Source organism: Kitasatospora sp. NPDC087861 (assembly GCF_044742585.1).
In the GTDB taxonomy this organism is placed as follows: domain Bacteria; phylum Actinomycetota; class Actinomycetes; order Streptomycetales; family Streptomycetaceae; genus Kitasatospora.
Window position 1 is genome coordinate 19,753 of the sequence record NZ_JBIUUS010000013.1, and the last position, 11,933, is coordinate 31,685.

Consider the following 11,933-nt stretch of genomic DNA (forward strand, 5'->3'; position numbering starts at 1 on the left):
CGCCGGACGCAGCGCCGGCCCGCCAGGAGCCGATCCCGCACGCCCACGCACCGAGACCCCGTACGGCGACCAGCCGTCCGCGTACGGCGATTGACCGTTCTCGCACACCACGCACCCCGAAGTGAGCACCTCCATGCCTGAAACCGACGCCCGACCGGCGACACTGCCCGATCCCCGGCGCTGGAAGGCGCTGATATTCATCGGCCTCGCCCAGCTGATGGTCGTCCTGGACGCCACCATCGTGAACATCGCCCTGCCGTCCGCCCAGAAGGACCTGGGCATCTCCGACGGCAACCGCCAGTGGGTGATCACGGCCTACGCGCTGGCATTCGGCGGCCTGCTGCTGTTCGGCGGCCGGATCGCGGACCTCTGGGGCCGCAAGCGGACCTTCGTGGTCGGCCTGACCGGCTTCGCGCTCGCCTCCGCGCTCGGCGGCGCCGCGGCCAACACCGCGATGCTGCTCGGCGCCCGCGCCCTGCAGGGCGTGTTCGGCGCGCTGCTCGCGCCGGCCGCGCTGTCGCTGCTCGCCGTGACCTTCACCGAGGCCAGGGAGCGCGCCAAGGCCTTCGGCATCTACGGCGCGATCGCCGGTGGCGGTGGCGCGATCGGTCTGATCCTCGGCGGCCTGCTGACCGAGTACATGAACTGGCGCTGGACCTTCTTCGTCAACGTTCCGTTCGCCATCGTCGCCGCCGCGGGCGCCGTCCTGGTGATCCGCGAGCCCGCCGCGGGCCGCAACCGCAACCGGCTGGACGTCCCCGGCGTGCTGCTGGTGACCACCGGCCTGGTCTCCCTGGTGTACGGCTTCACCCGCGCCGAGTCCAACGGCTGGACGGCCGGGAGCACGCTGGCGCTGTTCGTCGCGGCCGCCGTGCTGCTGACCGCCTTCGTCCTGGTGGAGCTCAGGGTCAAGGCCCCGCTGCTGCCGCTGCGCGTGGTGCTGGACCGCAACCGCGGCGGGGTGTACCTGTCGCTCGGCCTGGCCGTGATCGGCATGTTCGGCCTGTTCCTGTTCCTGACCTACTACCTGCAGATCGTGCGCGGCTACAGCCCGGTGCTGACCGGTGTGGCGTTCCTGCCGATGGTGGCGGGCATGATCACCGGCTCGACCCAGATCGGCGCCCGGCTGATGACCCGCGTCCCGGCGCGCTTCCTGATGGCCCCCGGCTTCCTGGTCGCCTCGATCGGCATGCTGCTGCTGAGCAACATCGGCCTGGACACCTCCTACCCGATGCTGATCCTGCCCGGCCTGGTCCTGATGGGCCTCGGCATGGGCACCGCGTTCATGCCGGCCATGAGCCTGGCCACGCACGGCGTCCAGCCGCGCGACGCGGGGGTGGCCTCCGCGATGGTCAACACCTCGCAGCAGGTCGGCGGCGCCATCGGCACCGCGCTGCTGAACACCATCGCGGCCAGCGCCACCACGAGCTGGCTGGCCTCGCACGCGACCGCCGCGGCCGCCGCATCGCCGCAGGCCGCCCAGGCGCTGCAGTTCCAGGGCATGGTGCACGGCTTCACGACCGCGATCTGGGTGTCCTTCGGGATCCTGGTGGCGGCCTCCGCGATCGCCTTCACCCTCATCAACGCCGGTCGCCCCGACGCGACGGCGGGCTCGGGTGCCGGGGCGGCGAAGAGCGACGAGGTGCCGGTGCTGGTGCACTGACGCCTGCGGGTTACTCGGGTGCGTACGCGGCCCGTCCGGTGTCCTGGGACACCGGACGGGCCGTTCGCCGTTCCGGGGCACTCGCCGTTCCGGGACGGGGCCGGGTCCGGGTCCGGGCACATCGCCGTCGGGATCACAGCCACCCCGGGGTAGAAGCGGGGATCACCCCCCGATTATGGTGGCCTCAGTGAAAACGGGGAATGATCCCCGCTTCCTTTCGACCGAGGTGCGTGCACATGACCGGGAATCAGAGCCCAGGGCGGGGGCGGCGGGCCGCCGACTGGGCGGACGGCCGACTGGGGATCCACACCCTGGCCAGGGCCAACCTGCGCAAGATCTTCCCGGACCACTGGTCCTTCATGCTGGGCGAGATCTGCCTGTACACCTTCCTGATCATCATCCTGACCGGCGTCTGGCTGACCCTGTTCTTCAAGCCCTCCATGGGCGAGGTGATCTACGACGGCTCGTACGTCCCGCTCAAGGGCGTGCCCATGTCGCAGGCCTACGCCTCGACCGTGGACATCAGCTTCGAGGTCCGCGGCGGTCTGCTGATCCGGCAGATCCACCACTGGGCGGCGCTGGTCTTCGTCGCCGCGATGTTCGTGCACATGATGCGGGTGTTCTTCACCGGCGCGTTCCGCAAGCCGCGCGAAGTCAACTGGGTCTTCGGCTTCCTGCTGCTGTTCCTGGGCCTGTTGGACGGCTTCTTCGGCTACTCGCTCCCGGACGACCTGCTGTCGGGCACCGGCATCCGGTTCGTCGAGGGCGTGGTGCTGGCGCTGCCGCTGGTCGGCACCTACGTCCAGATGTTCCTGTTCGGCGGGGAGTTCCCCGGGCACGACATCGTCCCGAGGTTCTTCACCATCCACGTGCTGCTCGTCCCCGGCATCATGCTCGGTCTGCTGGTCGCGCACCTGATCCTGGTCTTCTACCACAAGCACACCCAGTGGGCCGGGCCCGGGAGGACCGAGAAGAACGTCGTCGGCATGCCCCTGATGCCGGTCTACATGGCCAAGGCCGGCGGGTTCTTCTTCCTGGTCTTCGGCATCGTCGCGCTGATGGCGGCCGTCGCCACCATCAACCCGATCTGGGCGTACGGCCCCTACCGCCCCGACCAGGTCTCCACGGACGCGCAGCCCGACTGGTACATGGGCTTCGCCGAGGGCCTGATCCGGGTGATGCCCGGCTGGGAGGTCGGGCTCTGGGGGCACACCCTCAACCTCGGCGTGCTGATCCCGTTCACGCTGTTCCCGGTGATCCTGGGCGCGATCGCGGTCTACCCGTTCATCGAGGGCTGGGTGACCAACGACCGACGTGAACACCACCTGCTGGACCGGCCGCGCAACGCGCCCGTCCGCACCGCGCTCGGCGCCGCCTGGATCAGCCTCTACCTGGTGATGCTGGCCGGCGGCGGCAACGACCTCATCGCCACCCATCTGCACCTGTCGCTCAACGCGATCACCTACGCGGTGCGGATCGGCTTCTTCGTCGTCCCGGTGGCCGTCTTCGTCATCACCAAGCGCTGGTGCCTGGGCCTCCAGCGTCGCGACCGTGACAAGGTGCTGCACGGGCGCGAGACCGGCGTCATCAAACGCCTGCCGCACGGCGAGTTCGCCGAGGTGCACGCCGGGCTCGCGCCCGCCGAACTGCACCGGCTCACGGCACACGAGCAGCCCCGCCCCCTCGAACTGCGGGCCCCGGTCGACGAGAATGGAGTCGCCCACCCCGCAGGTGTGCTCACCCGCACGCGTGCGAGGCTGTCCCGCGGATTCCACGGCGAGCACGCCCGGATCGCCAAGCCCACCGCCGAGGAGTACCGCGAGATCACCGAGGGCCACGGGCACTGACCTGCGGCCCCCGGCCCCCCACGCCAGAGGGAGGACATCGTGCACGACCGAACCGACCAGCTCGCCGACAGCAGATACCTCCTGCTCACCACCTTCGACGAGGACGGCAGGCGGCAGGACTCACAGATCTGGGTGGTGCCCGACGGCACCGCGCTCGGCATCTGGACGCCCGCCCACTCCGGCGAGGCCGAACGGATCCGGCGCCGCCCCCGGGTGCTGGTCGGCCCCTGCGACGCCCACGGACGCCCGACCGGGCGCAGCGTGCCGGCCCACGCACGGCTCTGCGACCCGGACGCGACGGCCCGCTACCGCACCTCGCTGATCAACAAGTACGGCCTGACGGCGCTGATCGCGCTGGCCCGCAGCCGGTTCCGGGTCGGTCTGGCCGGGACGGTCGGCATCCGGATCACGCTCAACGAGCTGGAGCAGCGGCTGGTCGGGCCGGAGTGGCGGCTGCCGACGACGTACTGCGTCAACTGAGGTCAACTGAGCCCGTCGAGTGCCGGGAGCCGGATGCGGCCGGCCCCGGCACTCGGCGTCGCAGCGGTTTCGGTCCGAGCCCGTCGTCCGGCTCAGAGCCCGTCGTCCGGTGCCTTCGCCAGGTCGTCGGGTTCGCACGCCTCCCGTCCGGTCGCCAGGTGCACGACCTTGATCGTCCGGTCGGGGCCGCCGGGCACGACCCGCTGCTCGTGCCCGCAGCGCGGGCAGATCAGCGGGATGCGCGGGCGGTACGACTCCCGTCCGGCGGGGCCGTCCGAGTGCGGGGCGGTCACGTCAGTGGGTGGGTCGGGACCGGGCTGACCTCCTGGATCTCGCCGTGGGCCTTGGTGAGCAGCTGCGAGGCCAGGTCGTTGAGCGCCCGGGCCCCCGCGATCTCCTCGCCCACCCGCAGCTGTTCCGGGTCCGACGGGTGGCGGCTGCTGTAGCCGTGGGCCCGGAGTTCGCTGCCGTCCCGGAGCCTGAGCATGGCCGCGGCGGTCGTCCGCGGGCCGTCCTCCCGAAACTCCATCTCGATGTGCCAACCGACCAGCGTCTGCATGGCGGATCACCTCCATCGGTTACTCCTCCAGAGTGCGCCGCACCCACCGTGAACACCAGAGCAGGCGCAGCCGCCTGAGGAAACCGCAGCTGCCCCCGGCTGCACAGAGTCACCGCGTCCGGCGAAACCGCATGGCCGTACGCCCGCCCGGTCCGGCATGATCCTCCGGTGACGGTGGACACGGCGGTACGGCGGATCGCGGACAGCAACGGCGTGAAGGGCCTTCGGGACTTCCGGCCGCCGACCGCACATTGGGCCGGGGAGCAGCGGTGACCAGCTTTCTGACACACCGGGCGCTCGTGCACGACGGGCGGCTCGCCCCGCAGCGGCGGCTCCACGCCCTGCGGACCTGTCTGACCTGCTTCGCGCCCTACGGCTTCCGGGCCACCTACCACCACCTCACGCTCAGTGCCCGGATGCCCCGGCTGCTGGAGGCGGACCCGGACTCGCTGGTGCGGGCGGTGGAGGAGCTGCACGAGGCGCGGGTGCTGTGGCTGGCCCGGGCGGCGGAGTACGCGGCGCAGCGGCGGGCGGAGAAGCGGGCCGGGCGGCGGAGGCCACCGGAGCCGGTGTGGTGGGACCGCCCCTGGTGGGGCTCGGCGGACTCGACCTGGCGGCTCGACCCCTTCGTGCACCCGCCGCTGCGGCTGCCCGACTACGTCCGGCGGCAGAACGCGCTGCTGGACGGCGCCGAGTTGCCCGGCTGCCCGGCCTGCGGGGACGAGGGGCCGGCGGTGTCGCGCCCGACCGGACACGGCCGGGCCGAGCTCTGCCGGACCTGCGCGCGGGTGCTGCGGCCGTGCCCGTGCGGGCGGTGGCACAGCTTCGAGCCGGCCATGCGGGTCGGCTGGCGCGGGATCTGGCAGCGGGAGCACCTGACCGGCGAGGGCACGCCGAACCCGCGCTGGCCCGGCGTGCAGGGGCCGGCCCGGATCGAGCGACTGGAGGGGTACGAGGTTCACCCGGACCTCGATCCGGCGGTGTGACACAGGCGTGGCGGCGCGCCGGGACGGCGACCGGCCGGCCGGTCAACCAGCCCTGGACGACCGCGAGTTGAATGGCCGTCCGGCTGCCCCGGGGTTCGCCGTCCACGCCGATGGCGGCCCGGGCGCCGGCGCCCGGGCCGTGACGCCGAACTGCTCAGCGGCGGCCACGACGGAGGGCGTGCCCCCGGTGGTGAGCACCGCGGCCGTGCCGGCGGCGCCGGCCCCGCCGGCGTGGCGTCGGAATACCCCGTCGAGGCGCGCGGTTGTCGCGGGCACATGATCTGTGGCGTCACCTCCGGAAGGGAAGGAATCGCGAGATGAGCAGCACGGTCGAGCTGACCAAGGAGAACTTCGACGACATCGTCCCCGGCCCGGAGGGCAAGGACTTCGTCTTCATCGACTTCTGGGCCGGGTGGTGCGGGCCGTGCCGCCAGTTCGCCCCGGTCTACGAGAAGGCGGCCGAGCGCCACTCGGACCTCGTCTTCACCAAGGTGGACACCGAGGCGCAGCAGGAGCTGGCCTCCGCGTTCGGGATCCAGTCGATCCCGACGCTGGCGATCGTCCGTGAGGGCGTGCTCGTCTTCTCGCAGGCCGGCGCACTGCCGGAGGCGGTGTTCGAGGACCTGATCGGCCAGGCCAGGGAGCTGGACATGGTCGAGGTGAAGCGCAGGGTGGCGCAGGAGCAGGCGGCCGAGGGCCAGGCCTGAGCCAGCCGGCTCCAGGGCCCGCCGGATCCGGGGCCCGGGGAGTGCGACTACCCGGGCCTCGCGCGTTCAGCTCCAGGCGGTGAGCCGCGCCGCCGGCGCCCGGACCCGCGCCCTTCTTCCGGGCCCTTCTTCCGGGCCCGACCGGCAATCCGGACAGAATCCGTCCGGATTCGATCCTAGAGTCGTCGGCGACGGAGGTCCTGCCCGACGACGAGGAGCGATCCACCATGAGCACGTTCGTACTGGTCCCCGGTTTCTGGCTCGGCGCCTGGGCCTGGGACGAGGTCGCCGCGCCGCTGCGCGCCGCCGGGCACACCGTCCATGCGGTGACCCTGCCGGGGGTGGCGGAGCGCGCGGGCGACGCCGGGCCGATCGGGCTGGCGGAACACGTCGCCGCGCTGGCCGACCTGCTCGTCCGCGAGGACCTGTGGGAGGTGGTGCTGGTCGCGCACAGCGGCGCCTGCGCCCCGGTGGGCGGCGTCGCGGACCGGATGCCGGAGCGGATCCGCCGGGTGGTCTACCTGGACAGCGGCCCGGTGGTCGACGGCGGTTCGCTGTACGACATCTGGCGGCCCGACTACCGCGCGCTGGCCGACGCCTCGGTGGTCGGCGGTCGGCTCCCGATGCCGTCCTGGGCCGACCTCGCCGCCAACGGCGCCGACCAGGAGGGCCTGGACGAGGCCGCGCTGGCCCGGATCCGCGAGCGGGCCACCCCCCACCCGGCCGGGGCGTACCGGGATCGGCTGCGGCTGACCGGCGCCGCGGCCGGGCTCCCACAGGCGCTGGTGTCCTGCTCGTTCCCGCTCGCCCGGGTGCACGCGATGGTCGCGGCGGGCCACCCGTGGTTCGTCGGGCTCGACGGGCCGAACTGGGAGCTGCGCGAACTGCCCACCGGGCACTGGCCGATGTTCTCCCGCCCGGCCGACACGGCGGCGGTGCTGGCAGAGCTCGCGGCGCTCTGACCCGCCGTCGGGGCCCGGAACGTCGCGACGCGTTCGGCTGCGTGCCCGCCTACGCGTTCGTCTGCGTGTTCGTCTGCGTGTTCGTCTGCGCGAACCCGGGCTGACGTCGCAGGATGGGCACGGCGCCGGGCACGCGGCACGGCGCCGGTCCGGCGGGGAGGCCGGATCCGAACGGAAAGCGAGCCTTCGATGAGCAAGCAACACACCGGCCGCGCGGCCGAACCGTCCACCGCCGACCCGGAGTTCAAGCGGGTCACCACCGCCGTCGTGACCGGCAGCACCACCGACGCGCCGTTCCACGTGGACGTCAAGGCCGGCACCCACCCGCTGACCGCCGACGAGCCGGTGCGGCGCGGCGGCTCGGACAGCGGGCCGGAGCCGTTCGCCCTGCTGCTCGCCTCGCTCGGCTCCTGCACCGCGATCACCCTGCGGATGTACGCGGAGCGCAAGAAGTGGCCGCTGGAGGCCGTCCAGGTCAGGCTCGGGTACGAGACGAACGGCCTCCACGGGCGGATCTCCCGGCGGGTCGCCCTCACCGGCGCGCTGGACGACGCCCAGCGCGCCCGGCTGATCGACGCCTGCGAGCGCACGCCCGTCACCCTCGCCCTGCGGGCCGGGGTGGCCATCGACACCACGGAGGACCGGGCATGACCACCACACCCGAGGAGTACGACGTCATCGTCCTGGGGGCCGGCCCGACCGGCGAGAACGTCGCCGACCGGACGGCCGCCGCCGGGCTTCGCACGGTGGTCGTGGAGGCCGAACTGGTCGGCGGCGAGTGCTCGTACTGGGCCTGCATGCCGAGCAAGGCGCTGCTGCGCCCGGTGGCCGCGCTGGCCGACGCCCGCGCCGTGGCCGGCTCCCGGGAGGCGGTCGGCGACCGGACGCTGGACCCGGCCGCGGTGCTGGCCCGGCGGGACTCCTTCACCTCGCACTGGAACGACGACGGCCAGGTGCAGTGGCTGCGGGACACCGGCATCGAGCTGGTGCGCGGCCACGGCCGGCTGGCGGGCGTGCGGACCGTCACCGTGGAGGCCGAGGACGGCACCGAGCGGACGCTCACCGCCCGACACGCCGTCGCCGTGTGCACCGGCAGCCGGCCGGTGCTCCCCACCGGCGTGCCGGGGTTGGCCGAGGCCCACCCGTGGACCAACCGGGAGGCGACCGCCGCCCCGGCCGTGCCCGGCCGCCTGGCGGTGGTCGGCGGCGGCGTGGTCGGGGTGGAGCTCGCGACCGCCTGGCGGGCGCTCGGCTCCGAGGTGGTCCTGCTGGTGCGCGGCGACAGGCTGCTGCCGCGGATGGAACCGTTCGCGGGCGAGCTCGTCGCGGAGGGCCTGCGGGAGGCCGGGGTCGACCTCCGCTTCGGGACCGAGGTCACCGCGCTGGAGCGGGCGGACGGCGCCGGACCGGTCGTCCTGACGCTCGACGGCGGGGAGCGACTGACCGCCGACGAGGTGCTGTACGCGACCGGGCGGGCCCCGCGCACCGCCGACGTCGGGCTGGAGCAGGTCGGGCTGAAGCCGGGCGACTGGATGGACGTGGACGACAGCTGCACCGTGCTCGGCGTCGACGGCGAGTGGCTGTACGCCGCCGGGGACGTCAACCACCGGGCGCTGCTCACCCATCAGGGCAAGTACCAGGCCCGGATCGCCGGCGCCGCGATCGTGGCCCGCACCCAGGGGCGGGCGCTGGACACCTCCCGCTGGGGCGCGCACGCCGCGTCGGCCGACAGTGCGGGCGCGCCGCAGGTCGTGTTCACGCACCCGGAGGTCGCCGCCGTCGGCCTGACCCTGGCGGCCGCCGAACGGGCCGGGCTGCGGGTCAAGAACGTCGACCACGACTTCGGCGCCGTCGCCGGGGCCTCGCTGTACGCCGACGGCTACCGCGGCCGGGCCCGGGTGGTCTTCGACCTGGACCGGGAGGTGCTGGTCGGCGCCTGCCTGGTCGGCCCCGGGGTCGCCGAACTGCTGCACTCGGCGACCGTCGCGGTGGTCGGCGAGGTGCCGATCGACCGGCTCTGGCACGCCGTCCCCTCGTACCCGACGATCAGCGAGGTGTGGCTGCGGCTGCTGGAGGGCTGCCGGGGGTGAACCGGGGGTGAGTACACGGACCCCGGGCGCGGCGCGACGTGACCACCGGTGGACGGCGGGACACTGGCGGTCGGGGGCCGTCCCGGGGGGGCCGTGCTCGTGACCAGGTGGTGTGAGGGATGACCGAGGTGCTGTTGGCCGTCGGAACCGGGAAGGGCCTCTTTCTCGGCCGCAGCCGCGACCGGCTGGACTGGGAGTTCAGCGGGCCGCACTTCCGGATGAACGCGATCTACTCCGTCTCCGTCGACCGCCGCGACGGCCGCACCCGGCTGTTGGTCGGCGCCGACAGCAGCCACTGGGGGCCGTCGGTCTGGCGCTCCGACGACCTGGGCACCACCTGGTACGAGCCGCCGCAGCCGGCGATCCGCTTCCCCGAGTCCACCGGCGCCTCGCTCACCCGGGTCTGGCAGCTCCAACCGGCCGGCCCGGAGGCCCCCGGCGTCGTCTACGCCGGCACCGAGCCGGCCGCGCTGTTCCGCTCCGAGGACGGCGGCGAGACCTTCAGCCTGGTCGAGTCGCTCTGGAACCACCCGCAGCGGCCCGTGTGGGGCGCCGGGTACGGCGGCCAGGGCCTGCACACCATCGTCACCGACCCGCGCGACCCGCAGCGGCTGCTGGTCGCCGTCTCCAGCGGCGGCGTCTACCGCAGCAAGGACGGCGGTGACAGCTGGGAGCCCTCCAACACCGGCCTGCGCGCCGAGTTCTTCCCGGAGGAGAGCCAGTACCCCGAGTTCGGCCAGTGCGTGCACAAGATCGCCGCCGATCCGGTCCACCCCGACCGCCTGTACCTGCAGAACCACGGCGGCGTCTACCGCAGCGACGACTGGGGCGCGAACTGGCACTCCATCGTCGACGGGCTGCCCGCCGAGTTCGGCTTCGCCGTCGCCGCCCACCCCCGCCGGGGCGACACGGCCTACCTGTTCCCGCTCGGCGGTTCGGACGACCGCATCCCGCCCGGCCGCCGCTGCCGGATCTTCCGCACCACCGACGGCGGCACCAGCTGGCAGCCGCTCGCCAACGGCCTGCCCGGCGAGGACCACTACGGCATCGTGCTGCGCGACGCGCTGCGCACCGACGACGCCGACCCGGCCGGGATCTACTTCGGCAACCGGACCGGCGACGTCTACGGCAGCCACGACGAGGGCGAGAGCTGGGCGCCGCTGCTCTCCCACCTGCCGGACGTGCTCTGCGTCCGGGCCGCGGTGGTGGGTTGACGAGCGGGGGCGGGCTGACGAACGGGGGCGGACCGGCAATTCGGTTGCCCGGGGGCGCGGTCTCGCCGAGCATGACGGCGGACGAACTATCGTGCGAATGGGGCTGGATGTGACCGAGACTGACCGGGTGATCGGACGGAACGGCGAGGGCGCGGCGGTGGTGCGCTACCTCCCGGGCGAGCGGGCGGGTCGGCCCTGGGCCGACCTGCTGGAGGTGGTGGACGGGAGCGGCGGCACCGACCCGGTGGAGTTCATCCGTACCGAGATGGCCGGGTGGGTGGTGTCCGGCACCGCCGAGCTCGGCCAGGCCCTGCTGGACCACGGCGCGACCGTGCTCCGGCACGCCCACGTCATGCGGCGCGACCTGGTCGCCGACGCCCCGCCCGCCGACTGGGCCGGGGCGCCGCTGCGGGACGGCCTGCGGGCCGTGCCCTGCGACCGCGCGCCCGAGGAACTGTTCGCGGCCTGGCGGGCCGCGTTCGCCCCCGGGCACCCGGACCACTTCGCGGGCGACGACCGGCAGGCGCTGGCGGAGCGGCTCACCCCGCTGCTCGCCGGGGAGGTCATCGGGCCGGTGCTGCCGTCCAGCCTGCTCGCCGTGGACGCGGACGACCGGGTGGTGGCCGGGCTCATCCTCACCCACCGCGACGGCGTGCCGTGGGTCGGCGAGGTCTTCCGCCACCCGGAGCTCGGCTACCGGGGCCTCGGCGCGGACCTGCTACGCCTGACGGTCGCCGACGCCGCCGAACGCGGGCTCGCCGAGATCCAGTTGGCCGTCACCGAGGGCAACCCGGCCCGCCGGCTCTACGCATCGCTGGGCTTCGAGCTGCTGACCACCGCGCTGACCGTGATCGTGCCGGAGCAGGAGTAGGCCCCGGCACGGTCCAACACCCCCTAGGGCCGGGCCAGTTCCAGGACGGCGATCCCCGCCAGCACGGCGATGCTGGCGGTCAGCCGCAGCCGTCCGAGGCGCTCCCGGAAGACCACGGTGGCGATCAGGGCGGCGATCACGATGCTGGTCTCACGCAGCGCCGCGATCGTCGCCAGGTCTCCCCGGGACTGCGCCCACACCACCAGGCCGTAGGCGGTCAGCGAGACCGCGGGTCGCCCAGGTGGTGCTCGACCGGGGCGCCGACCTGGTGCACCTGAGCGTCAGCGACGTGGCCGCGCTGGCCGGCACCGCGCCCTCCTCCGTGGTCCGGGCCTGCCAGCGGCTCGGCTTCCGCGGCTACCAGGAGCTGAAGATCGCCGCCGCCCGGCACTCCCCCGCCGCCACCCCGGCCCCCGCCGACGACCGCGACCCCGCCGCCCGGGCCCTCGCCGACACCCTCTCGGCGGACGTCACCGCGGACCATACGTACTGAGCGGACCGCACGTCCTGAGCGGGATTCACCCGTCCGGGGCCGTCGGCGCCGGCACGGACAG

14 protein-coding genes are annotated in these 11,933 nt (G+C 73.7%); 11 read left to right on the top strand and 3 right to left on the bottom strand.

The genetic code is table 11. The annotated features are described in order from the left end of the window. The first annotated feature begins 133 nt into the window (after nucleotides 1-133). The 3 genes from ACIOJE_RS19410 (at nucleotide 134) to ACIOJE_RS19420 (ending at nucleotide 3,990) form a co-directional block, all read left to right on the top strand. Nucleotides 134-1,663, top strand: a complete 1,530-nt coding sequence (locus tag ACIOJE_RS19410; protein WP_280674139.1) for an MFS transporter — start codon at nucleotides 134-136, stop codon at nucleotides 1,661-1,663. 236 nt (nucleotides 1,664-1,899) lie between these two features. Beyond that, on the top strand, nucleotides 1,900-3,510 hold the full coding sequence (locus tag ACIOJE_RS19415; RefSeq protein WP_400777488.1) for a cytochrome bc complex cytochrome b subunit: 1,611 nt from the start codon (nucleotides 1,900-1,902) through the stop codon (nucleotides 3,508-3,510). Nucleotides 3,511-3,549: 39 nt separating this feature from the next. Next, complete coding sequence (locus ACIOJE_RS19420; RefSeq protein ID WP_348534049.1) at nucleotides 3,550-3,990, top strand: PPOX class F420-dependent oxidoreductase; 441 nt, start codon at nucleotides 3,550-3,552, stop codon at nucleotides 3,988-3,990. Between the two features lie 92 nt (nucleotides 3,991-4,082). Here ACIOJE_RS19420 and ACIOJE_RS19425 read toward each other — a convergent pair whose 3' ends face one another. Together ACIOJE_RS19425 and ACIOJE_RS19430 are read right to left on the bottom strand one after the other, a co-directional pair. Then, nucleotides 4,083-4,283, bottom strand: coding sequence for a hypothetical protein (locus ACIOJE_RS19425; RefSeq protein WP_280674141.1), 201 nt, complete (start codon nucleotides 4,281-4,283; stop codon nucleotides 4,083-4,085). Further along, complete coding sequence (locus ACIOJE_RS19430; protein ID WP_280674142.1) at nucleotides 4,280-4,549, bottom strand: DUF1876 domain-containing protein; 270 nt, start codon at nucleotides 4,547-4,549, stop codon at nucleotides 4,280-4,282. Before ACIOJE_RS19430 ends, ACIOJE_RS19425 begins: the two co-directional genes overlap by 4 nt. Before the next feature lie 269 nt (nucleotides 4,550-4,818). On the opposite strand from ACIOJE_RS19430, the gene ACIOJE_RS19435 reads away from it, so the two are divergent. The 7 genes from ACIOJE_RS19435 to ACIOJE_RS19465 all read left to right on the top strand — a co-directional run bounded on the left by ACIOJE_RS19435 (nucleotide 4,819) and on the right by ACIOJE_RS19465 (nucleotide 11,379). Then, the gene (locus ACIOJE_RS19435; RefSeq protein ID WP_400777490.1) at nucleotides 4,819-5,535 is read left to right on the top strand and encodes a hypothetical protein; all 717 of its coding nucleotides are present in this window, start codon (nucleotides 4,819-4,821) and stop codon (nucleotides 5,533-5,535) included. Nucleotides 5,536-5,852: 317 nt separating this feature from the next. Beyond that, complete coding sequence (locus tag ACIOJE_RS19440; RefSeq protein WP_280674144.1) at nucleotides 5,853-6,242, top strand: co-chaperone YbbN; 390 nt, start codon at nucleotides 5,853-5,855, stop codon at nucleotides 6,240-6,242. A gap of 227 nt (nucleotides 6,243-6,469) precedes the next feature. After that, a complete protein-coding gene (locus tag ACIOJE_RS19445; protein ID WP_280674145.1) occupies nucleotides 6,470-7,204 on the top strand; it encodes an alpha/beta fold hydrolase in 735 nt (244 codons plus the stop codon). A gap of 189 nt (nucleotides 7,205-7,393) precedes the next feature. Next, complete coding sequence (locus tag ACIOJE_RS19450) at nucleotides 7,394-7,855, top strand: OsmC family protein (RefSeq protein WP_400777491.1); 462 nt, start codon at nucleotides 7,394-7,396, stop codon at nucleotides 7,853-7,855. Further along, nucleotides 7,852-9,294 (top strand): NAD(P)/FAD-dependent oxidoreductase, encoded by a 1,443-nt coding sequence (locus ACIOJE_RS19455; protein ID WP_280674147.1) that lies wholly within the window; start codon nucleotides 7,852-7,854, stop codon nucleotides 9,292-9,294. The genes ACIOJE_RS19450 and ACIOJE_RS19455 overlap by 4 nt, the downstream gene beginning before the upstream one ends. 119 nt (nucleotides 9,295-9,413) lie before the next feature. After that, nucleotides 9,414-10,508: a WD40/YVTN/BNR-like repeat-containing protein gene (locus ACIOJE_RS19460; RefSeq protein WP_400777493.1), complete on the top strand. Its 1,095-nt coding sequence runs from the start codon at nucleotides 9,414-9,416 to the stop codon at nucleotides 10,506-10,508. A 109-nt stretch (nucleotides 10,509-10,617) separates the two neighbouring features. Next, nucleotides 10,618-11,379 carry a GNAT family N-acetyltransferase gene (locus tag ACIOJE_RS19465; RefSeq protein ID WP_400777495.1) on the top strand — a complete coding sequence of 254 codons (762 nt, stop codon included), beginning with the start codon at nucleotides 10,618-10,620 and terminating at the stop codon, nucleotides 11,377-11,379. A gap of 23 nt (nucleotides 11,380-11,402) precedes the next feature. On the opposite strand, the gene ACIOJE_RS19470 is transcribed toward ACIOJE_RS19465, so the two are convergent. Further along, the gene (locus ACIOJE_RS19470; protein ID WP_400777496.1) at nucleotides 11,403-11,579 is read right to left on the bottom strand and encodes a hypothetical protein; all 177 of its coding nucleotides are present in this window, start codon (nucleotides 11,577-11,579) and stop codon (nucleotides 11,403-11,405) included. Between the two features lie 41 nt (nucleotides 11,580-11,620). Between ACIOJE_RS19470 and ACIOJE_RS19475 the strand changes: the two genes are divergently transcribed. Further along, a complete protein-coding gene (locus tag ACIOJE_RS19475; RefSeq protein WP_280674150.1) occupies nucleotides 11,621-11,872 on the top strand; it encodes a hypothetical protein in 252 nt (83 codons plus the stop codon). Nucleotides 11,873-11,933 lie beyond the last annotated feature (61 nt).

Coding starts and splice junctions, on each gene's coding strand:
- ACIOJE_RS19460 (WP_400777493.1), top strand. CDS start 9,414: ATGACCGAGGTGCTGTTGGCCGTCGGAACCGGGAAGGGCCTCTTTCTC.
- ACIOJE_RS19410 (WP_280674139.1), top strand. CDS start 134: ATGCCTGAAACCGACGCCCGACCGGCGACACTGCCCGATCCCCGGCGC.
- ACIOJE_RS19415 (WP_400777488.1), top strand. CDS start 1,900: ATGACCGGGAATCAGAGCCCAGGGCGGGGGCGGCGGGCCGCCGACTGG.
- ACIOJE_RS19430 (WP_280674142.1), bottom strand. CDS start 4,549: ATGCAGACGCTGGTCGGTTGGCACATCGAGATGGAGTTTCGGGAGGAC.
- ACIOJE_RS19450 (WP_400777491.1), top strand. CDS start 7,394: ATGAGCAAGCAACACACCGGCCGCGCGGCCGAACCGTCCACCGCCGAC.
- ACIOJE_RS19455 (WP_280674147.1), top strand. CDS start 7,852: ATGACCACCACACCCGAGGAGTACGACGTCATCGTCCTGGGGGCCGGC.
- ACIOJE_RS19440 (WP_280674144.1), top strand. CDS start 5,853: ATGAGCAGCACGGTCGAGCTGACCAAGGAGAACTTCGACGACATCGTC.
- ACIOJE_RS19445 (WP_280674145.1), top strand. CDS start 6,470: ATGAGCACGTTCGTACTGGTCCCCGGTTTCTGGCTCGGCGCCTGGGCC.